Raw genomic sequence first — 21003 nt, 5'->3', positions numbered from 1 at the left:
GACCTAGTGGTCCTCGGCGAGCGCCGCGCCGATGTAGGAGGCGGTGAGGATCGTGAAGATGTAGGCCTGCACGACCTGCACGAACGCCTCGAAGAAGGTGAACACGATCCCGAGCCCGAAGGCGAACGGGGACAGCACCCCGAGCAGGATCGAGTGCGAGTGCAGCAGCATGTACTCGCCGCCGAGGATGAACACCAGCAGCAGCAGGTGCCCGGCGAACATGTTCCCGAAGAGCCGCAGCGACAGCGTGACCGGCCGCAGCAGGATGTTCGAGATGAACTCGATGGGCGTCAGGATGAACCGCACCCACCACGGCACGTCCGGCGGCCAGGTCGACACCCGCAGGTACCCGACGAACCCGTGGTGGCGGATCCCCACGAAGTTGTAGAGCAGCCACACCAGCCCGGCGAGCGCGTAGGGCACGCCCGGGTGGGAGAACGTCGGGAACTGGATGAACGGGATGATCCCGAACAGGTTGTTCACCAGGATGAAGGCGAACAGCGCGGTGAGGAACGGGACGTACCTCAGGAACTCCGGCCCGATGTTGTCGCGGGCGATGGAGTTGCGGACGATCCCGTGGAAGGACTCACCGAGGAACTGCGCTTTGCTCGGGACGAGCGACGGCCGGCGGGTCGTCCACGCGAAGAACGCGTAGACGATGACAGCCGCCAGCACGAGCTGCAGCACCGGCTTCGTGACCTCGCCGAAGATCGGCGGCAGCTGGAAGTCCTCAGGTCCCGGGGCGTCGAACCCCGGGGCGGGGGCGGTGGCCGGGTTGGTCACCCAGTGCTCCTTCCGGTTCCGCCGTCCGGGCGACCCGAACCCGGCGGAATCGTGACGATCAGGACTTAACGTACCTGATATAGATCAAGTACAACGAGGCGGCCCCGCCGAACAGCAGTCCGATCGGCAGGAACGCACCCGTGCCCAGCAGTTCGTCCACCCCCCAACCGATCCCGCCGAAGAGCAGGACACCGGACAGGAGGTAGGACAGAGCGGTCCACGCGTCGCCCGGCGGCGGTGGCTTGGCGCCGTCGCCGCGCGACTGGTCCGGCTCCATCAGGACGGACCATATCAGGCGCGTTAGCAGCTCTTTACCAGGGATGACCTCGGCGGACGCGCGAACGGCCCCGGTGGGGCCGCTCGACGGGCCCGTCCGGCCGCCGACGTGGCTCTATCAGCCGTAGAAGATGAGGCTGGGAGTGACCGGGATCCCACCGAGAGGCCGGTCACTCCCAGCGCCGGCCACCCGTTCGGGGTGGTCAGACGTCCACCGCCGGGATGCGGGTGCGCACGAACCCGACCACCTCGCCGACGATCCAGGCCGCGGTCACCGCGAGCATCGTGAACGCGAACGAGCGGCTGTCGAACAGCGTGGTGCCCTGGAACAGCAGCAGGAACACCAGCATGAAGAGGATCTTCGCGCCGAACGCGGTCATCGCGCCGATCATCACACCGGCCGGGGAGGTCCGCGCGGTCTTCGCCATGACCCAGACGCCCATCCAGCCGAGACCCACCGCGACCACCGCGCCGATCAGCGCGCCGACCAGCCCCTGGCCCCCGCGCAGCACCACCGCGACGACCAGCGCGACCACCGCCACGACCGCCGAGATGAGCGCGGCGTGGCGCTGCATCGCGGCGGCGAGCCGGAGCACGGTGGCGACGTGCGGGGCGTCCTTGGTCGATTCGTCGGTCATCTGGGAGCCCTCACTCTCGGGATGGCGGAGGCGAGCACGGCCACGAGCAGGCCGATCCCCACCGCCCACAGCACGATGAACGGGTCGTCGATCAGCGCGAGCGCCACCGCGCCGAACGCGAGCACGCCCGCCCACAAGTAGATCAACAGCACCGCGCGCCGCTGGCTGTGCCCGATCTCGAGCAGCCGGTGGTGCAGGTGCATCTTGTCCGGCGCGAAGGGCGAGAGGCCCTTGCGGGTGCGCCGCACCACCGCCATCAGCAGGTCCAGCAGCGGCACGAACACCACCGCGGCCAGCACGATGAGCGGCGCGAACAGGGCCAGCACGTCCTTGCCGTCGGCCCCGATGATCGAGATCTTGCCCGAGGCGCTCGTGGTGGCGGCGGCGAGCAGCACGCCGATCAGCATCGACCCGGAGTCGCCCATGAAGATGCGGGCGGGGTTGAAGTTGTGCGGCAGGAACCCCAGGCACGCCCCCGCCAGCACGGCCGCGATGAGGGCCGGCGAGTACACCGACGGGTCGTTGCCGACCCGACCCACCAGCCCGATCGCGAACAGGCCCACCGCGGCGGCCGCGATCATGCCGACGCCCGCGGCGAGCCCGTCCAGGCCGTCGACGAAGTTCATGGCGTTGACCAGCGCGACCGTGAGCAGGACCGTGAGCAGCACGCCCTGCTCCTGGCCGAGCACGAGCAGCGAGCCGGACTCGGTGGAGTCCGACCCGCCCCACGGCACGAAGAACACCGTCCACTGCACGCCGAAGATCACCAGGATCCCGGCGGCGGTGGTCTGGCCCGCGAGCTTGGTCAGGGCGTCGAGGTCGTAGCGGTCGTCGAGCGCCCCGACCGCCGAGAGCAGCAGGGCGGCCAGCAGCACGCCGCCCACCTCGGAGGCGTTGTTGTCGAACGCCAGGCGCAGGGCGGGGAGCTGGTAGGCCATCGCGACGCCGGCGAGCACCCCGGCGAGCATCGCGAGCCCACCCCACCGCGGGGTCGGCATGACGTGCACGTCGCGCTTGCGCGGCCACGCCACCGCCCCGAGCCGCAACGCGAGCACCCGCACCGGCCCGACCAGCAGGAACGTCACGACCGTGGCCGTGAGCCCGGACAGCAGGAACTCCCGGATGGGCAGGACGAGCGTGGTGGCCGCCACGGCGAGGCGGGGGTTACGCGCGCGGGTACGCCGGGGCCCGCGCGACGAGCGCCGACACGGCCTCGGCCACCTCGGCCAGCTCCGCGTCCCCGGCCGGGGTGCCGTGCTCGGCGCGGACCGCCCGGCCGAGCAGCGCCCCGATCTCGGCCATGTCGGCCTCGGTCATCCCCTGCGTGGTGACGCAGGGCGAACCGACGCGCAGGCCGGACGGCTTGAGCGGGGGCGCCGGGTCGTACGGGATCGAGTTCTTGTTGAGGGTGATCCGCGCGGCGTCGCAGCGGATCTCGGCCTGGTCGCCGCTGACCCCGATGGGGCGCAGGTCCACGAGCGCGAGGTGGGTGTCGGTGCCGCCGGAGACCGGCCGCATGCCCTCCGACTCGAGGGCCTTGGCCAGCGCCTGGGCGTTGGCGACCACCTGCGCCGCGTACGACTGGTACTCGGGGGTGGCCGCCTCGGCCATCGCGACCGCCTTCGCGGCCACCGAGTGCATCAGCGGGCCGCCCTGCGAGAACGGGAAGACCGCCTTGTCCACGGCCTTCGCGTGCTCGGCCTTGGCGAGGATCATGCCGCCGCGCGGGCCGCGCAGCACCTTGTGCGTGGTGGCCGTGACGACGTCGGCGAACGGCACCGGCGACGGGATGGCCTTGCCCGCGACCAGGCCGATGAAGTGGGCGGCGTCCACCATGAGCTTGGCGCCGACCTCGTCGGCGATCTCGCGGAACGCGGCGAAGTCGATCAGGCGCGGGTACGCGGTGGCGCCCGCGATGATGAGCTTCGGCTTGTGCCGGCGCGCCAGGTCGCGCACCTGGTCGTAGTCGATGAGCTCGTTGTCCTCGCGCACCGTGTAGGACACGGCGTTGAACCAGGAGCCGGAGAAGCTCACCTTGCTGCCGTGCGTGAGGTGCCCGCCCTGCTTCAGGTCCATCGCGAGCACGGTGTCGCCGGGCTCGGTGAACGCGGCGTAGACGGCGAAGTTGGCCGACGCGCCCGAGTGCGGCTGCAGGTTGACGTGCTCGGCGCCGAAGAGCGCCTTCGCCCTGGCGTTGCCGATCTCCTCGGCGCGGTCGACGACCTCGCAGCCGCCGTAGTAGCGCCGGCCGGGGTAGCCCTCGGCGTACTTGTTCGACAGCGTGGACCCCAGCGCGGCCAGCACGGCGGGGCTGGTGAGGTTCTCGCTGGCGATGAGCTGGAGTCCCCCGCGCAGCCGGGCCAGCTCGTCGAGCACCACTCCGGCGATCTCCGGGTCCTGGTGCTGCAGCGCGTCGAAGTCCGGGCCCCAGAACGGGGTGCTCTTCTCGCTCACGGTTGAACGGTACCCGCTGCCACCTGCGGCCCGTCCGGGCGTTCCTCTCAGAGCATCGATCGCGTTTGTTGCCAGTGCTCTCGCTTCCGTGCGAGACTGCGGGCGTGACAGCCGCCGGAGCCCGCGCCCGCGTGCGCGCCGAGCTGACCAGGGAGATCGTCGAGGCGGCCCGCCGCCACCTCGCCACCGACGGGGCCGCGGGGCTGTCGCTGCGGGCCGTCGCGCGCGAGCTCGGCATGGCCTCCTCCGCCGTCTACCGCTACTTCGCCAGCCGCGACGAGCTGCTCACCGCCCTGATCATCGACGCATACGACGCCCTCGGCGAGGCCGCGGAGCGGGCCGAGGAGGCGGTGGAGCGCGCCGACCTGCGCGGGCGGTGGCTCGCCACCTGCCGCGCGGCCAGGACGTGGGCGATCGCCAACCCGCACGAGTACGCGCTGGTCTACGGCTCGCCGGTGCCGGGCTACGCCGCGCCGGAGCGCACGATCGGCCCGGCCTCGCGGGTCGGGGAGCTGCTGTGCCGCGTGGTCGCCGACGGGGTCGACGCGGGCGTGGTCGACCCGGCGCCGGACGGGCCGGGTGCCGACGACCTGCTCGTGCCGGACGTCGTCGAGCGCTTCGGCCTGCCCGCGGGCCTCGGCTCGCGCGTGGTCACCGCGTGGAGCAGCCTGTACGGCGCGATCGGCTTCGAGGTGTTCGGGCAGACCCGCAACGTGGTGGCCGACCACGAGCGCCACTTCGACGCCACCGCCCACCGGCTGGCCACGCTCGTCGGGCTGCCCTGACCCGGGGTCAGGCGGGCAGCACCTCGCGGCCCAGCACCTCCGACACCGCCTCGGCCGGGACCGCGCCCTCGCGCAGCAGGCGGGGCGCGTCGCCGGTGAGGTCGACGATCGTGGACGCCACCGGCTCACCGGACGGCCCGCCGTCGAGGTAGACCGCCACCTTCTCGCCCAGCTGCTCCTGCGCCTCCGCCACCGTCGTCGCAGGCGGGCGGCCCGAGACGTTCGCGCTGGACACCGCCATGGGGCCGACCTCGCGCAACAGCTCGATCGCCACCGGGTGCAGCGGCATCCGCAGCATCACCGTGCCCTTGGTCATGCCCAGGTCCCACTTGAGCGACGGGGCGTGCTGCAACACCAGCGACAACCCGCCCGGCCAGAACGCCTCGATCAGGTCGCGGGCGGACTTCGGCACGGAGAGCACGAGCCCGTCGATCGTCGACCACGACCCGACGAGCACCGGGACGGGCAGGTCGGGGCCCCGCTGCTTGGCGTTCAGCAGGTTGCGCACGGCCGGGCCGCTGAACGCGTCGCATCCGATGCCGTAGACCGTGTCGGTGGGCAGCACCACGAGCCGCCCGGCCCGCACCGCCTTCGCCGCGTCGGCGAGACCGTCGGCGCGCTGGTCGGGGACCGCGCAGTCGTACGTGGAAGCCACGGGCGGAGCCTATGCGGCGGGATCAGGCGCCGTGCAGCGGGCGGCGGCGCGCGGTGGCGAAGCGGGGCCGCCCCGCGAGGTCCAGGTGCTCCTCGACGTCGGTGAGCACGCGGCGGCGGCGCAGCAGGGCCGGCACGGCCTCACCGTGCGTGTCGTCGTGCTCGACGGCGAGCGCGCCGCCGTAGCGCAGCAGGGCGGCGGCCGCCGAGACCACGGCGCGGATGACCTCCAGCCCGTCCGGCCCGCCGTAAACCGCGGTCGGCGGGTCCCAGCCCGCGACCTCGGGCGGCAACGGCGTGCCGTCGGGCACGTACGGCGGGTTGCACAGCACCAGGTCGACGCGGGTCTCCAGCTCGACGAGCAGGTCGGGCGCGCGCACGTCGGCGGCGTGCAGCGTGACCGGGGTGCCGCCCGCGGCGACGTGGGCGGCCACGTTGCGGTGCGCCCACGTGAGCGCGTCGGGGTCCAGCTCCACGGCGTGCACCACGGCGTCCGGGCGCTTCGCGGCGACGGCGAGCGCGAGCGCGCCGGAACCCGTGCACAGGTCGACGACCACCGGGGCGGCGATGTCGGCGATCTCGCGCAGCCCCCACTCGAGCAGCAGCTCGGTCTCCGGGCGCGGGGTGAACACCCCGGGGCCCACGGCGACCTCCACCGGCCCGAGCACCGCGGTGCCGAGCAGGTGCTGCAACGGCTCCCGCTTCGCCCGCCGCTCGACGAGCTCGCGCAACGCCTCGAGCACCGGCGGGTCGACCAGCGGGTGCATCATCAGCTTGCCCCGGTCCACGCCGACGACGTGCGCGGCGAGCAGCTCGGCGTCGGCGCGCGGGGAGGCCACCCCTGCGTCGGCGAGCACGCGCTCGGCCTCGAGGATGGCCAACCGCAGCGGGGTGCGGCTCACGGCCGTGCCCCTCGGCGATCGCCGGTCATCTGCCCACGGCCTCCGCGCGTTCGGCCGCCTGCAGGGCCTCGATGACACCGTCCAGGTCGCCGTCGAGCACCGCGGACAGGTTGTGGGCCTTGTAGCCGACGCGGTGGTCGGAGATGCGGTTCTCCGGGAAGTTGTAGGTGCGGATCCGCTCGGAGCGGTCGACCGTGCGCACCTGGGAACGGCGCTGGTCGGAGGCCTTCGCGGCCGCCTCCTCCTCGGCGAGCGCCTGCAGCCGCGCGCGCAGCACCTCCATGGCCCGCGCCCGGTTCTGCAGCTGCGAGCGCTCGTTCTGGCAGCTCACGACGATGCCGGTGGGCAGGTGCGTGATGCGGACCGCCGAGTCGGTGGTGTTGACGCTCTGGCCGCCGTGCCCCGAGGAGCGGAAGACGTCGATGCGCAGGTCGTTCTCGTCGATCTCGATGTCGGCGTCCTCCCCGGTGTCGGGGTAGACGAGCACGCCCGCGGCGGAGGTGTGGATGCGCCCCTGCGACTCGGTGACCGGCACCCGCTGGACGCGGTGCACCCCGCCCTCGAACTTCAGCGCCGACCAGACCCCGTCGGCAACCGGCTCGCGGGAGCGCACCGACATCGTGAGGTCCTTGTAGCCGCCCAGGTCCGACGGCACCGCGTCGATGATCTCGGTGACCCATCCGCGGCGCTCGGCGTAGCGCATGTACATGCGGGCGAGGTCACCCGCGAACAGGGCCGACTCCTCGCCGCCCTCCCCCGACTTGATCTCGAGGATGACGTCGTCGCCGTCGTGCGGGTCGCGCGGCACGAGCAGCTCGGCGAGCTTGCGCTCCAGCACGGCGATCCGCTGGGTGAGCTCCTCGGCCTCCGCGGCGAACGACGGATCCTCGGCGGCCAGCTCGCGGGCCGTCGCCAGATCCGCGCGGGCCGCGTTCAGCTCGCGCGCGACGGCCACGATCGGGCCGATCTCCGAGTAGCGCCTGCCGAGCTTGCGCGCGGTGGCGGGGTCGGCGTGCACGGACGGGTCGGCGAGCCGCAGCTCCAGCTCCGCGTGCTCGGCGAGCACGGCCTCGACGGCCGGCGCTGTGGTCATGGCGGCTCCTCCTCCCTCGTCCGAACATGCCGACGGCGCCCATCCCCGCTGGAATGGGCGCCGTCGTCTCGGCTACTTCTTGTTCGCGGCCCGCTTGCCGTAGCGCGCCTCGAAGCGGGCGACGCGCCCACCGGAGTCGAGGATCCGCTGCTTGCCGGTGTAGAACGGGTGGCACGCCGAGCAGGTCTCGACGTGCAGCTTTCCGCTGGTCTTGGTGCTGCGGGTGGTGAACGAGTTGCCGCAGCCGCAGACGACCTGCGTCTCGACGTACTCGGGGTGGATGCCTGAACGCACGGTGGTTCCTCTCCCAGTGGCGCCGGGTCCCCGCGGCGCGAGGTGAACCGGAGCCGGAACGTGACTTGTCCATTGAACCATCCGGGCCGCCCCCGGATTCCCGTGGGCGGCCCGGACGGGGTGGTTGCTGCTAGTCGTTGTCGGGGCCCGGGGCGTTCTTCGCGACCTGCATCAGGAACTCGATGTTGGTGCGCGTCTTGCGGAGCCGGTCGAGCAGCAGGTCGATGGCCTGCTGGTCGTCCAGCGCCGCGAGCACCCGGCGGAGCTTCACCATCACCGCGTACTCGTCCGGCGACATGAGCAGCTCCTCCTTGCGGGTGCCGGAGTCGCCCACGTCGATGGCCGGGAACACGCGCTTGTCGGCGATCTTGCGGTCGAGCTTGAGCTCGGCGTTGCCGGTGCCCTTGAACTCCTCGAAGATCACCGTGTCCATCGTGGACCCGGTCTCGACGAGCGCCGTGGCGAAGATGGTCAACGACCCGCCGTCCTCGATGTTGCGCGCCGCGCCGAGGAACCGCTTGGGCGGGTACAGCGCCGTGGAGTCGACACCACCGGACAGGATCCGACCCGACGCGGGCGCGGCCAGGTTGTAGGCCCGGCCGAGGCGGGTGATGTTGTCGAGCAGCACGACCACGTCGTGACCCAGCTCGACCAGGCGCTTCGCCCGCTCGATCGACAGCTCCGCGACGGTGGTGTGGTCCGTCGGCGGCCGGTCGAACGTCGACGCGATGACCTCGCCCTTCACCGACCGCTGCATGTCGGTGACCTCCTCCGGCCGCTCGTCGACGAGGACGACCATGAGGTGGCACTCGGGGTTGTTGGTCGTGATCGCGTTGGCGATCGCCTGCATGATCGTGGTCTTGCCCGCCTTCGGCGGCGACACGATCAGCGCGCGCTGGCCCTTGCCGACCGGCATGACCAGGTCGATCACGCGCGTGGTGAGCTTGTGCGGCTCGGTCTCCAGCCGCAGCCGCTCGTTCGGGTAGAGCGGCGTGAGCTTGTGGAACTCCGGCCGGTGCTTCGCCGTCTCCGGGTCCTGCCCGTTGATGGTGTCGACGTGCACCAGCGGGTTGAACTTCTGCCGCGACTGCTCGCCCTCGCGGGGCTCGCGCACGGCGCCGGTGATCGCGTCGCCGCGGCGCAGGCCGTACTTGCGCACCATCGACATCGACACGTAGACGTCCGTGGGCCCGGACAGGTAGCCGGTGGTGCGGACGAACGCGTAGTTGTCGAGGATGTCGACGATGCCCGCGACCGGGAGCAGCACGTCGCCGTCGCGCACCTCGGTGTCGACGTTGTTCTGGCCGCGGTCGCGGTCGCGGTTGCGGCGGCGGTCGCGGAACCGGCGGCCGCGCCTGCCCCTGCCCTCGGCCTCCTCCTCGCCGCCGTCGTCGTCGGGCCGGTTGTCCCGCGGGCCGCGGGTGTCGGTGCGGGTGTCGGTGCGGTTGTCCGGGCGGTCCCCGCGGCCGCCGCGCTCGCCCCGGCCGCCCTCGCGGCGGGTGTCCGGGCGGGCCTCGGCGCCGTCGCGGGCGCCGTCGCGCTGCTCCTCGGGCGCGGCAGCGGTGGCCTCGACCTGCGGCTGGGACTGCTGCTGGGCCTGCTCGGCCTGCTGCTCGGCGCGGTTGCGCCGGCTCTGCCGGGAGCGCCTGCTCGGGGCCGCGGGCTCGGCGGTCTCGGTGGCCGCCTCGGCCGCGGGGGCGGCGCCGTTGTCCGTCTGCGCGGGAGCCGGCCCGTCGGCGGCCTTCTCAGCAGGCTTCTCAGCGGCCTTCTCGGCAGGCTTCTCGGCAGGCTTCTCGGCGGCCTTGTCAGCGGGCTTGTCGGCCTCCGGGGCCTTCTCGGCCGGGGCGGCGGCCTCGACCGGGGGGGCCGGGTCGGCGGCGGCGGGGGCGGACTCGGTGGCCGCGGCGCCGTTCACCGACGAGGAGACCGACGGCGCGCCCGCGGGGCGCGACGCGGCCCGGCGACGCCGCTTCGGGGCAGCCGGGGCGGCCTCGGCGGCAGGAGCGGCCTCGGCAGCGGGAGCGGCGTCGGCGGCGGGAGCGGCGCCGTTCGCGCCGGACGCCTCGGCCTTCGGGGCGGCGTCCTGCTCCCCGGTGCCGGGAAGGGTGGGCTGGGCGTCGGCGGAGCGCTTGCGGCTCGGCGGCGCACCCTGCTTCTCCTTGATGGCAGCGATCAGGTCGCCCTTCCGCATCCCGGAGATGTTCGGGATGTTCAGCTCGCCGGCCAGCTGGCGGAGCTCCGCCAGCACCATGCCGCTGAGGCCACCGCGCTTGCGAGGAGGAGTTGGGGCAGCCTCGGTGCTGACGAGATTGGTCTCGCTCACAGATGTCCTTCCTGACCGACCGGGCTTCCAGCCCTGGTCAGCGGGATTCACACACTCGCCCGGACGGTGTGCCGGACGACATGTCGGTCAACGGGTCGCGGGGATAGCGGCCGTCCCGACAGCAATGGGGACGATCGCCGCGACGCTCCGGGGAAGAGGCCGCTCGGGTCGGAACCGGGTCTGGCGCGATGGATCTGCGGATTCCGGCTCGAGTGGCCACGCGGATGCCGCGTGGATCGCCGTTGCGGTGCCGAGCGTAGACGGTCGGCCCTGACCGCGGCAACAACCCCCGGTCATGGCGCGCCGGGTGGCCGGGCTCAGCCCACCTCGACCGCGGCGCCCACGCCGTCGACGGGCAGCGGGCGGACCGTGAACCCGTGAAGGTCCAGGTCGGACGGCAGAACGCCGTCCTCGGTGAGGGCCAGCACGGTGGGGCCCGCGCCCGAGATCGCGGCGGGGATGCCACGCCGGCGCAGCGCGTCGACCAGGTCGGCCGACGCCGGGTACGCCGGGCGCCGGTAGTTCTGGTGGAGCCGGTCCTCGGTGGCCGCGAGCAGCAGCTCGGGCCGTTGGGTGAAGGCCAGCACGGCGAGCGCCGTGCGGCTGCCGGTGAAGGCCGCGTCGGCCAGCGGGACCCGCTCGGGCAGGAGCCCGCGCGTGGTGCTGGTCAGCGACTCGACCCCCGCGACGAGCGCCACCGGGTGGATGCCCGGGTGCGTCTCGAGTCGTACAGCGTGGAAGCGCTGCGAGTTATTCCCGGACGACTCCCACGCCACCACGAAACCGCCGAGCAGGCTGGCCGCCGCGTTGTCGGCGTGGCCCTCCATGCCGGCCGCGACGTCCAGGATCGTGTCGCGCTCCAGCTCGGCGTCGCGGCCGGCGAGCACCACCGCCGCGGTCGCCCCCGCGACGGCCGCCGCCGCCGAGCTGCCGAGGCCCCGCGAGTGCGGGATCGCGTTGCGGCAGCGCATCCGGATGCCGGGAGGTGCGTCCCCGACCACGTCCCACGCCGTGCGCATCGCCCGCGCCACGAGGTGCGCCTCGTCGCACGGGACGCGGCCCGCGCCCTCGCCCGACACCTCGATCTGCACGCCCTCGGGCGCCACCGACACCTCGACCTCGTCGTAGAGGCAGAGCGCGAGCCCGAGCGCGTCGAAGCCGGGCCCCAGGTTCGCCGACGAGCCCGGCACCCGCACCCGGACCTCCCGTGGGCGGCCCATCAGCGCAGCTCCAGCGCCGCGGCGACGGCGCCGGGGTCGATCGGCACCACGGTGGGCTCGGGGGCGGTGAGCAGCGCGCTGTCGGGGTCCTTGAGCCCGTGGCCGGTGACGGTGCACACGACGAGCGAGCCGCGGGGCAGCGTGCCGTCGGCGGCGGACTGCAACAGCCCGGCCACGCTCGCCGCCGACGCGGGCTCGACGAACACGCCCTCCCGCGCCGAGAGCAGCCGGTACGCGGCGAGGATCTCGTCGTCGGTGACCGCGGCGAAACGGCCGTCGGACTCGTCGCGCGCGGCGATCGCGCCCGCCCACGAGGCCGGCGCGCCGATGCGGATCGCGGTGGCGACCGTCTCCGGGGCCTTCACGGGTGCGCCGTGCACCAGCGGCGCCGCGCCGGCGGCCTGGAACCCGAACATCCGCGGCGGGGTGTGGATCAGCCCGTCGGCGAGGTAGGCCTGGTAGCCCTTCCAGTACGCGGTGATGTTGCCCGCGTTGCCCACCGGGAGGCAGTGCACGTCGGGGGCGCGGCCGAGCTCGTCGCAGATCTCGTACGCCGCGCTCGCCTGCCCGGCGATCCGGGTGGGGTTCACCGAGTTGACCAGCGCGGCCACCGGGTAGTCGGCCGTGGTCTTGCGGGCGAGCTCGAGGCAGTCGTCGAAGTTGCCGTCGATCTGAAGGATCTTGGCGCCGTGCGCGACCGCCTGGGCCAGCTTGCCGAGCGCGATCTTGCCGCGCGGCACGAGGACGGCGCAGGTCATGCCCGCACGGGTGGCGTAGGCGGCGGCGGAGGCGGAGGTGTTGCCGGTGGACGCGCAGAGCACGCCCTGCTTGCCCTCGGCGAGCGCGTGGGTGACCGCGACCGTCATCCCCCGGTCCTTGAACGAGCCCGTGGGGTTGGCGCCGTCGACCTTGAGGAAGACCTCGCACCCGGTGGCCGCCGACAGGTGCGGCGCGGGCAACAGCGGCGTGCCGCCCTCCCCGAGCGTGACGACCTTCCAGCCGTCCTGCACCGGCATGCGGTCCCGGTAGGCCTCGATCACGCCGGGCCACCGGGTGAGCTTCTGCGCCGCGGTCATCCCGCAACCCCCTTCCGGCCCAGGTCCTCGACCCGGAGCACGCTGTGCACGCCGTGGACGACGTCGAGCCCGGCCAGCACGTCCACCGTGGCGGCGAGCGCCGCCTCGGGCGCCCGGTGCGTGACGATCACGATCCGCGCGGACCCGTTGTCGTCGCCCTCGCCCGTCTGCCGGGCCGCGGCGATGCTCACGCCGTGGCGGGCGAACTCGCCGGTGATCGCCGACAGGACGCCGGGCCGGTCGGCCACCTCGAGGCTCACGTGGTAGCGGGTGCGCAGTGTGCCGATGGGCCGCACCGGCAGGCTCGCGTAGGCCGACTCCCGCGGCCCGCGCCCGCCGAGCACGCGGTTGCGGGCCACCGCGACGAGGTCGCCGAGCACGGCGCTCGCGGTGGGCGCGCCGCCCGCGCCCTGCCCGTAGAACATCAGCTGGCCCGCGGCCTCCGCCTCGACGAACACGGCGTTGAACGCCCCGTCGACGGCCGCGAGCGGGTGCGTGGCGGGGATCATCGCCGGGTAGACCCGCGCCGAGACCGACTCGGGCACGGTGTCCTCGGCGGGGGTGCGCTCGCAGATCGCGAGCAGCTTGATCACGCAGCCCATGGCCGTGGCCGCCGCGATGTCGCCCGCGGTGACCGCGCGGATGCCCTCGCAGTGCACGTCGGCGGCCGTGACCCGGGTGTGGAAGGCGAGCGAGGCGAGGATCGCGGCCTTGGACGCGGCGTCGTAGCCGTCGACGTCGGCGCTCGGATCGGCCTCCGCGTAGCCGAGCCGGGTGGCCTCCTCCAACGCGTCGGCGTAGCTGGAGCCGGACGCGGCCATCGCGGAGAGGATGAAGTTGGTGGTGCCGTTGACGATGCCGGCGACCCGCGTGATCCGGTCGCCCGCGAGCGACTCGCGCAGCGGGCGCAGCAGCGGGATCGCCCCGGCGACGGACGCCTCGTAGTACAGATCGACGCCCGACGCGTCGGCGGCCTCGGCGAGCGCGGGGCCGTCCTCGGCGAGCAGCGCCTTGTTCGCGGTGACCACCGACTTGCCGCCCTTGAGCGCCTCGAGCAGCAGTGTCCGGGCCGGTTCGATGCCGCCGATGACCTCGACGACGACGTCCACGTCGTCGCGGGTCACGAGGCCGGTCGCGTCGGTGGTGAGCAGGTCGCCGAGGTCGGCGTGCTTGTGCGGGCGGCGGACGGCCACCCCGGCCAACTCGACGGGCGCGCCCGCGCGGGCGGCCAGCTCGTCGGCCTGCTCGTGCAGCAGCCGCACGACCTCCCGGCCGACGGTGCCGCAGCCCAGCATGGCCACGCGGATCGGTTTCACGCCCCGATCCTCGCTGGTGTGCCCAGCCGGGCTGCACCCCGGGTGCGGGGTTTCACGCCGAGACCTCCAGCCGGAACTGGTCCTCCACCGTCTCGCGGCGCAGCAACACGCGCGCCTCGCCGTCGCGCACGGCCACCACGGCGGGCCGCGGCAGCCGGTTGTACGAGCTCGCCATCGAGTAGCAGTAGGCGCCCGTGGCGGCCACGGCGAGCAGGTCGCCGGGGGCGAGGTCGGCGGGCAGCCAGCAGTCGCGCACCACGATGTCGCCGCTCTCGCAGTGCTTGCCGACCACCCGCGACAGCACTGCGTCACCGCTGCCGTCGCGCTCGGAGGAGCGCGACGCGAGCCTGCAGTCGTAGACGGCGTCGTAGAGGGCGGTGCGGATGTTGTCGCTCATGCCGCCGTCGACGCTCACGTAGCGGCGCGTCGCGGAGCCGCCGAGCGGGACGTCCTTGAGGGTGCCGACGGTGTAGAGCGTGATGCCGGCGGGGCCGGCGATCGCCCGGCCCGGCTCCACCGCGATCTTCGGCACGTCCAGGTCCTCGGCGTGGCACTCGCGCTTGACGATCTGGCGCAGCTCCTCGGCCAGCTCCGCCACGTCCACCGGGGTCTCGTCGGCGCGGTAGGCGATGCCGAAGCCGCCGCCGAGGTCGAGCGTGGTGACGGCCTGCATCGCCTCGGCGCCGTGCTCTTCGTGCAGCTTCGCGAGGAACCGCACCACGCGGTGCGCGGCCACCTCGAAGCCCTCGGTGTCGAAGATCTGGCTGCCGATGTGGCTGTGCAGGCCGACCAGCGCGAGCCCGTCGGCGGCGAGCACGCGGCGCACCGCCTCCGCGGCGGCGCTCGCCGGGCCGCCCGCGATCGAGAAGCCGAACTTCTGGTCCTCGTGCGCGGTGGCGATGAACTCGTGCGTGTGCGCCTCGACGCCGACCGTGAGCCGCACCATCACCGGCACGACGACGCCACGCTCGCGCGCCACCGCGTCCAGGCGGGCGATCTCGTGGAACGAGTCGAGCACGATCCGCCCGACCCCGGCCTCCACGGCCGCGACCAGCTCGTCGAGGGACTTGTTGTTGCCGTGCAGCGCGATCCGCTCGGCCGGGAAGCCGGCCCGCAGCGCGACCGCCAGCTCGCCGCCGCTCGCGACGTCGAGGGACAGTCCCTCGTCGGCGACCCAGCGGGCCACCTCGGTGCACAGGAACGCCTTGGCGGCGTAGTGGACCGCCTCCGCGCCGAACGCGGCGGCGAACTCCGCCGCGCGGGAGCGGAAGTCGGCCTCGTCGATCACGAACAGCGGGGTGCCGTACCTCTCGGCGAGGTCGCGCACGTCGACGCCCCCGACCTCGACGGCGCCGTCGGCGCCGCGGCCGGCGTTGCGCGGCCAGACGGCGGGGGCGAGCTCGTCGAGCCCGGCGGCGTCCTGCGGGCGGGGGCCCGCGGTCTCCGAGGGGACGGTGATGCCGGCGTGGAGCGGGCCGGCGGGGTGGACGTTCATCGGGAAGCCTCTTGATCAGTGGTTCGGGTGCATCAGCGGGTGGGTTCGACGCGTTTTCGCGCCGAACCGCCGGTCACCGCCCGCATCCGGATCACATCCGCTCCGGCGCGCTGACCCCGAGCAGCCCGAGCCCGTTGGCGAACACCTGGCGCGCCGCGGCGCAGAGCGCGAGGCGGGCCCGGTGCAGGTCGGTGACCTCCTCGTCGCCCATCGGCAGCACGCGGCACGTGTCGTAGAACTTGTGGTAAGCGCTTGCCAGCTGCTCCAGGTAGCGGGCCACCCGGTGCGGCTCCCGCAGCTCGGCGGCCGCGGCGACCACGGACGGGAACTCGCCGAGCGTGCGGATCAGGTCGCCCTCGCGCGGGTGTTCCAGCAGGCCGTAGGCGTCGCCCGGCTCGATGCCCATCTCGGCGGCGTTGCGCGCGAGCGAGGCCAGCCGGGCGTGCGCGTACTGCACGTAGTAGACCGGGTTGTCGTTGGAGCGCTTGGTCCACAGCTCGATGTCGACGTCCAGGGTCGAGGCCACCGACGAGCGGACCATCGCGTAGCGGGCCGCGTCGACGCCGATCGCGTCGATCAGGTCGTCCATCGTGAGGACGTTGCCCGCGCGCTTGCTCATCCGCACCGGCTCGCCGCCGCGCAGCAGGTTCACCAGCTGCCCGATCAGCACCTCGACGGTGTCGGGGTCGTCGCCGGAGGCCGCCGCCACCGCCTTGAGCCGCGCGATGTAGCCGTGGTGGTCGGCGCCGAGCATGTAGATGAGCTTGTCGAAGCCGCGGGCCCGCTTGTCGGCGTAGTAGGCGATGTCGCCCGCGATGTAGGCGGGGCGGCCGTCGCTCTTGATGACGACCCGGTCCTTGTCGTCGCCGTACTCGGTCGACCGCAGCCACCACGCGCCGTCGGCGTGGTAGAGCGCGCCGGAGTCCTTGAGCCGCTGCACGGCGGCGTCCACCGCGCCCGAGTCGTGCAGGCTCTTCTCGGAGAAGAACAGGTCGAAGTCGGTGCCGAACGAGTGCAGGGTGCGCTCGATGTCGGCGAGCATCAGCTCCAGGCCGGCGCGGCGGAACGCGGCGTGGCGCTCCTCGGGCGGCAGCTGCGTCACCCCCGGCTGGGCGGCGACGATCTTCTCGGCGATCTCCTGCACGTACTGGCCCGCGTAGCCGTCCTCCGGCGTGGGCTCGCCCAGCGCCGCGGCGATCAGGGAGTCGGCGAACCGGTCGACCTGCACGCCGGCGTCGTTGACGTAGTACTCGCGGTAGACCTTCGCCCCGCGGGCGGTGAGCACCCGGCCCAGCGCGTCGCCGACGGCCGCCCAGCGGGCGCCGCCGAGGTGGATCGGCCCCGTCGGGTTCGCGGAGACGAACTCCAGGTTGATGTTCTGGCCCGCGAGCTCGTCGCCCGTGCCGTAGGCCGCCCCGGCCGCCAGCACCTCGCCGACGATCGAGCCCTGCGCGTCGGCGGCCAGCCGGAGGTTGATGAACCCCGGGCCCGCCACCTCGGCGCTCGCGATGCCCTCGCGCCCGGCCAGCTCCTCGGCCAGCCACCCGGCCAGCTCGCGCGGGGCGACACCCACCCTCTTCGCGGTGCGCATGGCGACGTTGGTGGCGTAGTCGCCGTGCTCCGGGTTGCGCGGCCGCTCGACCGTGACGTCCGCGGGCAGCGCCGATCGGTCCAGGCCGCGTCGCGTCAGCACGTCGGACGCAGCGGCACGGACCAGTTCGGCGAGGGCGTCGGGAGTCACCCGGCAAGTCTAGGCAGTGCGCTCACGGCGGCCTCATGCGCCGCACCTACACTGCGTTCTCGCAAGGGGCCGTCAGGGTGACGGTGCGACGACCCGATTCCGAGGTCTGGACTATTCATGGTCAGCGGAAAGACGAGCAAGGCGGCCCGCAAGTCCCGTCCGGTGGTGGTGGCCGCCCCCAGGCGCAACATCCCGTGGGGGCTCATCGCCGGCGTGACGGTGGTCGCGCTGTTCGCGGGCGTCGTCTTCGGCTACGCCTTCATGCGCAACGAGGAGAACAAGGCGCAGGCCGAGGCGCTGGCGCCGTTCACGCCCACCGCGGAGAACCAGGACCCGGCCGCCGCGATCCCCGGGGTCGTCGTCCAGCCGTTCGAGGGCGGGCTGCACGTCGACCGCGCCACCCAGGTCGCCTACACCTTCTCCCCGCCGATCGGCGGCGCCCACGACTACAGCTGGGCCACCTGCAACGGCGTCGTCTACGACGAGGCGATCCGCAGCGAGACCGCCGTGCACTCGCTCGAGCACGGCGCCGTGTGGATCACCTACAACCCGGACCAGGTCACCGGCGACGCGCTGGAGACGCTGCGCAGCAAGGTCGAGGGCAAGCCCTACACGCTGATGTCGCCCTACCCCGGGCAGGACCAGCCGATCTCCCTGCAGTCCTGGGGCCACCAGCTCAAGCTGTCCGACGCGAACGACCCGCGGATCGACCAGTTCATCCAGGCCCTGCGGCTGAACCAGTACCAGCACCCCGAGCCCGGCGCGAGCTGCAACGAGATCGGCCCGCAGGAGGGCGGTTTCCAGCAGGACAACCCGCCGCCGTTCCAGCCGGCCCCGGCCCCGGGCACGCCCGGCGCGTACCCGGAGACCGTGACGGGTGCGCCCGCCGGCGCGGTCCCGGACGGCGCCCCACAGGGCGGGATGGCCCCCGAGGGCGCGGCTCCGGCTCCCGAGGCCCCGGCCCCGGCTGCGGGATCCTGATGGCCGTGAGCGCCCCGACCGCGCCGCCCGACGCGGAGCAGCCCGCCCCGCGGGAGGCCCGCTGGATCCGCCCCGTGCTCGCCGTCGTGGCCGCCGTCGGGCTGCTGCTGCTCGGCGCGGCGGGCGGGCTGCTGCTCAGCGGGAACCCCGCGGCGAGCCCGCCCGGCGTCCCCGCGCTGGACTCCGTGGACGTCGGGTTCGCGCAGGACATGACCGTCCACCACCAGCAGGCCGTCACGATGGCCGCGTGGGAGCGCGACCACACCGAGGACCCGGTGCTGCACCAGCTCGCCGCCGACATCGAGGCCACCCAGACCGCCCAGATCGGGCGCATGCAGGGCTGGCTCGAGCTGTGGGGTGCACCCAGCCTCCCGACCGGCCCCCACATGACCTGGATGACCGAGGCGACCCACGAGCACGGCCCGATGCCCGCGGGCGGGGCCGCCACCATGCCGGGCATGGCGAGCGACGAGGAGCTCGCCGCGCTGCGCGCCGCGACCGGCCGCGAGCTGGACGTGCTGTTCCTGCAGCTGATGCTCCGCCACCACGAGGGCGGCGCCGGCATGATGCGGTACGCGGCCGAGCGGGCCGAGGTCCCGCAGGTCCGCAACCTGGCCGCGCAGATGCTGCGCTCCCAGAGCGCCGAGAGCGACACCCTGCGACGCCTGCTCGCCGAGCGCGGGGGGCAGCCCCTGCCGCTGTAGATCCGGGCGTGCGCTAGGGTTGGCCCCAACGCACGGCCCCCGTAGCTCAGGGGATAGAGCACCGCCCTCCGGAGGCGGGAGCGCAGGTTCGAATCCTGCCGGGGGCACCACCGCGATGACCACGAGAAACGGCCCCTCACCTGGGAAAACCAGGTGAGGGGCCGATCTTGTTGTGTCCGGCCGTCTGCGGCTGTGGCGAGCCGTCGACGGGCGTCTGTGCTGAATACGTGCTGAAGTTCTGCTAGCCCTCCCGGTAGCCGAGGGCTTCCATCACCCGCCGTCGGAGCGCCTCGTCCTGCCCGTCGATGCACTTGGCGTAGACCCGCAGCAGCATCTCGACGGAATGACCGGCCCACTCGGCGACCTGTGGGGCCGGCACTCCCCCGTTGAGCCACGTCGACACGCACGCGTGCCGCAGCGTGTAGGGCGTCGCCGCCAACGGGCCGGCCAGCACCTCGGGAGTGAAGGTCGCTCGGCGAGCGGCTCGCCACACCCGCATGTAGGTCAGCTTCGGCAACTCGTCGGCCCGCTCCCCCACGAACAGCCGCCCATCAGGTCCGGTCCCGAACTGAGCGATATGGGCATGAAGCAACGCCGTGAGTTCCGGCGGGCATGGACCGTGCGTCCCTCACCGCGCTCGCGGTTCTTGAGCTGCCGACGATCACGGGGGCGCCCGTCGTTGGTCCAGTGCGAGCCGGCGTGTGGCGTGGACTCCTCGAGGTAGATCTCACCCCACCCCTCTGCCGGCAGGGCGAGGTTCCGTTTGCTGACGTTGGCGGCTTCCTCCGGCCGCAAGGCCGCAAAGTAGATCAACGCGAAGAAGGCCACGAGGCGCGGCCCGCTGCGTTGCACGCCGCGGACCGCCTGGAGCAACGAGCGGGCCTGCACCGGGTTCACCACTGAGCGTCGATCGACGGCAACAGATGGCCTCGGTGGCTTCCACTTGCCCTTCATCGACGGCAATGGGTTCGAGTCGAGCAGGCCGCGCTCCACGGCGTACTCAGCGACGTTGTACAGCACACGCCGTCGCTTGCTGACCACGCTCGCCGCGGCTGGCCGGCCGTCGAGGCGGACGGCAATCGTGGTCAGCACTCGGCGCAGCACATCGGGCTTGGCCAGGTGCCTGACTGGGAGCGAGTGCCGTCGAACCCAGTCGAGCACGTCTCGTACCTCGCTGGGGCTCTCGTCGCGTCGAAGTGTGTTGAAGGCGTACAGGTGGAGGGCGCGCCGCAGTTCCGGTCCAGCGGGCTCACCGGGGCGCCCGGCGGCGAGCATGGCGGGAGTGATCGCCGTCAGGGCCTCGCTGAGGCTGCGCCGGTACGTCGCCGCAGCGAGCGGCCACTTCATGTCGATGTAGTCACACGCGAATGGGAGCCAAACGCTCCCCGAGTTCGCGCCGCTCCTCGAATCCTTCGCCCGCAGCATCGAGATCGGGCGACCGGATCCGATGTCGAACGCCTCCCCTTTGCGGGCGGCGGTGACCAGGTCGGAACGGAAACTGTCGGCCAGAGCGCTGGTGGCGAACGTCACGCGATGGCGCTTGCCTGCCGTAGCCCACCGCACGGTGTACGTAGTGCCGCGCTTCCCGTTGTATACGTCGATCTTCCAGATCCGAACGTCGTAGGTGGTGGGCATCAGGCAGCAGCCTCTTCCAGGCTGTCGAGCCAGCGCTCGAAGTCGGCGCGGCGGATGCGGATCTCACCGTTCGGCAGCTTGAGGCAGCGGGGGGCGCGCCCTTTGGCGCGCCACTCGTAGAAGGTGGATCGGGAGATGCCCAGCTCGGCGCAGACCTCCTGGACGGTGAGCCGGGCACGGCTGGCGGGTGGGGTGCTCACGTTGGCTTCTCCGTGGATCGAGGCTGGAACAGGTGGGGGGCGTGTGCGGAGGGTGACGGCGGCTGGCGGCGGCCGGGACGTGGTCTGGTGGGGGTCTGCTGGTGTGGTGTGTGGGAGGCGGCGAGCGGCGGTTCAAACCCGCAAACCCGCAGAAACCCGCTCTGACCTGGCGTTTCGGGGTTGCGGTTTGAGCTGGGAGGGGTGGGTGCCAAACCCGCAAACCGCGCGGTTTGCGGGTTTGCGGGTCTGCCCCCCGAGTCAAACCGCAAGATCGACTTGTGGTGTTTGTGCTGGTCACTGCCCTGTTCCAGCGGTTTGCGGGTTTGCGAGGTTTCTTTCGGGGTTCTGGGAAGTTCGGGGTTCGGCGGGTCGGTGCTCGACCCAGTAGGAGCGGCCGTGGTTGTGCGGGTTGGTGACGCTGCGTAGAACGACG

At 72.9% G+C, this 21003-nt stretch carries 21 protein-coding genes and 1 tRNA gene; 4 read left to right on the top strand and 18 right to left on the bottom strand.

The window, feature by feature from the left end; all coding sequences use genetic code 11:
• Window positions 1-3 precede the first annotated feature (3 nt).
• The 5 genes from atpB to glyA all read right to left on the bottom strand — a co-directional run bounded on the left by atpB (window position 4) and on the right by glyA (window position 4151).
• Entirely contained in the window at window positions 4-783 is a 780-nt protein-coding gene (gene atpB, locus VKZ81_RS13800) for a F0F1 ATP synthase subunit A (protein ID WP_324241926.1), read from the bottom strand.
• A 58-nt stretch (window positions 784-841) separates the two neighbouring features.
• Window positions 842-1060, bottom strand: coding sequence for an AtpZ/AtpI family protein (locus VKZ81_RS13795; RefSeq protein WP_324241925.1), 219 nt, complete (start codon window positions 1058-1060; stop codon window positions 842-844).
• A gap of 202 nt (window positions 1061-1262) precedes the next feature.
• Window positions 1263-1697 (bottom strand): Cg1360 family ATP-synthase-associated protein, encoded by a 435-nt coding sequence (locus VKZ81_RS13790; protein ID WP_324241924.1) that lies wholly within the window; start codon window positions 1695-1697, stop codon window positions 1263-1265.
• Entirely contained in the window at window positions 1694-2848 is a 1155-nt protein-coding gene (locus VKZ81_RS13785) for a glycosyltransferase family 4 protein (protein ID WP_324241923.1), read from the bottom strand. The genes VKZ81_RS13790 and VKZ81_RS13785 overlap by 4 nt, the downstream gene beginning before the upstream one ends.
• 13 nt (window positions 2849-2861) lie before the next feature.
• Complete coding sequence (gene glyA, locus VKZ81_RS13780; protein WP_324241922.1) at window positions 2862-4151, bottom strand: serine hydroxymethyltransferase; 1290 nt, start codon at window positions 4149-4151, stop codon at window positions 2862-2864.
• A gap of 104 nt (window positions 4152-4255) precedes the next feature.
• Here glyA and VKZ81_RS13775 point away from each other — a divergent pair, with 104 nt between their 5' ends.
• Window positions 4256-4936 carry a TetR/AcrR family transcriptional regulator gene (locus tag VKZ81_RS13775; RefSeq protein ID WP_324241921.1) on the top strand — a complete coding sequence of 227 codons (681 nt, stop codon included), beginning with the start codon at window positions 4256-4258 and terminating at the stop codon, window positions 4934-4936.
• Between the two features lie 7 nt (window positions 4937-4943).
• On the opposite strand, the gene VKZ81_RS13770 is transcribed toward VKZ81_RS13775, so the two are convergent.
• The 10 genes from VKZ81_RS13770 to argS form a co-directional block, all read right to left on the bottom strand.
• The gene (locus VKZ81_RS13770; protein ID WP_324241920.1) at window positions 4944-5591 is read right to left on the bottom strand and encodes an L-threonylcarbamoyladenylate synthase; all 648 of its coding nucleotides are present in this window, start codon (window positions 5589-5591) and stop codon (window positions 4944-4946) included.
• Window positions 5592-5613: 22 nt separating this feature from the next.
• The gene (gene prmC, locus VKZ81_RS13765; protein ID WP_324241919.1) at window positions 5614-6492 is read right to left on the bottom strand and encodes a peptide chain release factor N(5)-glutamine methyltransferase; all 879 of its coding nucleotides are present in this window, start codon (window positions 6490-6492) and stop codon (window positions 5614-5616) included.
• Window positions 6493-6517: 25 nt separating this feature from the next.
• Window positions 6518-7585: a peptide chain release factor 1 gene (gene prfA, locus VKZ81_RS13760; protein ID WP_324241918.1), complete on the bottom strand. Its 1068-nt coding sequence runs from the start codon at window positions 7583-7585 to the stop codon at window positions 6518-6520.
• A 72-nt stretch (window positions 7586-7657) separates the two neighbouring features.
• A complete protein-coding gene (gene rpmE / locus VKZ81_RS13755) occupies window positions 7658-7879 on the bottom strand; it encodes a 50S ribosomal protein L31 (protein ID WP_324241917.1) in 222 nt (73 codons plus the stop codon).
• A 130-nt stretch (window positions 7880-8009) separates the two neighbouring features.
• Window positions 8010-10130: a transcription termination factor Rho gene (rho, locus tag VKZ81_RS13750; RefSeq protein ID WP_324241916.1), complete on the bottom strand. Its 2121-nt coding sequence runs from the start codon at window positions 10128-10130 to the stop codon at window positions 8010-8012.
• A 389-nt stretch (window positions 10131-10519) separates the two neighbouring features.
• Window positions 10520-11422: a homoserine kinase gene (thrB, locus tag VKZ81_RS13745; protein ID WP_324241915.1), complete on the bottom strand. Its 903-nt coding sequence runs from the start codon at window positions 11420-11422 to the stop codon at window positions 10520-10522.
• Complete coding sequence (gene thrC, locus VKZ81_RS13740; RefSeq protein ID WP_324241914.1) at window positions 11422-12498, bottom strand: threonine synthase; 1077 nt, start codon at window positions 12496-12498, stop codon at window positions 11422-11424. Before thrC ends, thrB begins: the two co-directional genes overlap by 1 nt.
• Window positions 12495-13814, bottom strand: a complete 1320-nt coding sequence (locus VKZ81_RS13735; RefSeq protein WP_324241913.1) for a homoserine dehydrogenase — start codon at window positions 13812-13814, stop codon at window positions 12495-12497. Before VKZ81_RS13735 ends, thrC begins: the two co-directional genes overlap by 4 nt.
• 52 nt (window positions 13815-13866) lie before the next feature.
• Window positions 13867-15309, bottom strand: a complete 1443-nt coding sequence (lysA, locus tag VKZ81_RS13730; RefSeq protein WP_324241912.1) for a diaminopimelate decarboxylase — start codon at window positions 15307-15309, stop codon at window positions 13867-13869.
• Between the two features lie 91 nt (window positions 15310-15400).
• Window positions 15401-17050, bottom strand: a complete 1650-nt coding sequence (gene argS / locus VKZ81_RS13725; RefSeq protein ID WP_324241911.1) for an arginine--tRNA ligase — start codon at window positions 17048-17050, stop codon at window positions 15401-15403.
• A 117-nt stretch (window positions 17051-17167) separates the two neighbouring features.
• Between argS and VKZ81_RS13720 the strand changes: the two genes are divergently transcribed.
• The 3 genes from VKZ81_RS13720 to VKZ81_RS13710 all read left to right on the top strand — a co-directional run bounded on the left by VKZ81_RS13720 (window position 17168) and on the right by VKZ81_RS13710 (window position 18845).
• Entirely contained in the window at window positions 17168-18031 is an 864-nt protein-coding gene (locus tag VKZ81_RS13720; protein ID WP_324241910.1) for a thioredoxin-like domain-containing protein, read from the top strand.
• Window positions 18031-18735: a DUF305 domain-containing protein gene (locus VKZ81_RS13715; protein ID WP_414709374.1), complete on the top strand. Its 705-nt coding sequence runs from the start codon at window positions 18031-18033 to the stop codon at window positions 18733-18735. The genes VKZ81_RS13720 and VKZ81_RS13715 overlap by 1 nt, the downstream gene beginning before the upstream one ends.
• Window positions 18736-18770: 35 nt before the next feature.
• Window positions 18771-18845, top strand: a tRNA-Arg gene (locus tag VKZ81_RS13710).
• 131 nt (window positions 18846-18976) lie between these two features.
• Here the strand turns inward: VKZ81_RS13710 and VKZ81_RS13705 are convergent.
• Genes VKZ81_RS13705 through VKZ81_RS13695 form a run of 3 tightly spaced genes read right to left on the bottom strand, consistent with a single transcriptional unit; the run spans window position 18977 to window position 20570 of the window.
• Window positions 18977-19189 carry a site-specific integrase gene (locus VKZ81_RS13705; protein WP_324241908.1) on the bottom strand — a complete coding sequence of 71 codons (213 nt, stop codon included), beginning with the start codon at window positions 19187-19189 and terminating at the stop codon, window positions 18977-18979.
• A gap of 50 nt (window positions 19190-19239) precedes the next feature.
• Window positions 19240-20370 carry a site-specific integrase gene (locus VKZ81_RS13700; protein ID WP_324241907.1) on the bottom strand — a complete coding sequence of 377 codons (1131 nt, stop codon included), beginning with the start codon at window positions 20368-20370 and terminating at the stop codon, window positions 19240-19242.
• Complete coding sequence (locus VKZ81_RS13695; protein ID WP_324241906.1) at window positions 20370-20570, bottom strand: helix-turn-helix transcriptional regulator; 201 nt, start codon at window positions 20568-20570, stop codon at window positions 20370-20372. Before VKZ81_RS13695 ends, VKZ81_RS13700 begins: the two co-directional genes overlap by 1 nt.
• Window positions 20571-21003: the final 433 nt, after the last annotated feature.

The organism is Pseudonocardia sp. (assembly GCF_035305885.1).
Lineage (GTDB): Bacteria > Actinomycetota > Actinomycetes > Mycobacteriales > Pseudonocardiaceae > Pseudonocardia.
The sequence above is the reverse complement of the archived record's forward strand: the minus strand, read 5'-3'. Positions and strand labels throughout refer to the sequence as shown.

What these genes read in the sequence shown, in the direction of transcription:
- VKZ81_RS13790 (WP_324241924.1), bottom strand. Translation starts at nt 1,697, where the DNA reads ATGACCGACGAATCGACCAAGGACGCCCCGCACGTCGCCACCGTGCTC.
- prfA (WP_324241918.1), bottom strand. Translation starts at nt 7,585, where the DNA reads ATGACCACAGCGCCGGCCGTCGAGGCCGTGCTCGCCGAGCACGCGGAG.
- VKZ81_RS13795 (WP_324241925.1), bottom strand. Translation starts at nt 1,060, where the DNA reads ATGGAGCCGGACCAGTCGCGCGGCGACGGCGCCAAGCCACCGCCGCCG.
- lysA (WP_324241912.1), bottom strand. Translation starts at nt 15,309, where the DNA reads ATGAACGTCCACCCCGCCGGCCCGCTCCACGCCGGCATCACCGTCCCC.
- VKZ81_RS13715 (WP_414709374.1), top strand. Translation starts at nt 18,031, where the DNA reads ATGGCCGTGAGCGCCCCGACCGCGCCGCCCGACGCGGAGCAGCCCGCC.
- rho (WP_324241916.1), bottom strand. Translation starts at nt 10,130, where the DNA reads ATGGTGCTGGCGGAGCTCCGCCAGCTGGCCGGCGAGCTGAACATCCCG.
- thrC (WP_324241914.1), bottom strand. Translation starts at nt 12,498, where the DNA reads ATGACCGCGGCGCAGAAGCTCACCCGGTGGCCCGGCGTGATCGAGGCC.
- VKZ81_RS13700 (WP_324241907.1), bottom strand. Translation starts at nt 20,370, where the DNA reads ATGCCCACCACCTACGACGTTCGGATCTGGAAGATCGACGTATACAAC.
- thrB (WP_324241915.1), bottom strand. Translation starts at nt 11,422, where the DNA reads ATGGGCCGCCCACGGGAGGTCCGGGTGCGGGTGCCGGGCTCGTCGGCG.
- VKZ81_RS13720 (WP_324241910.1), top strand. Translation starts at nt 17,168, where the DNA reads ATGGTCAGCGGAAAGACGAGCAAGGCGGCCCGCAAGTCCCGTCCGGTG.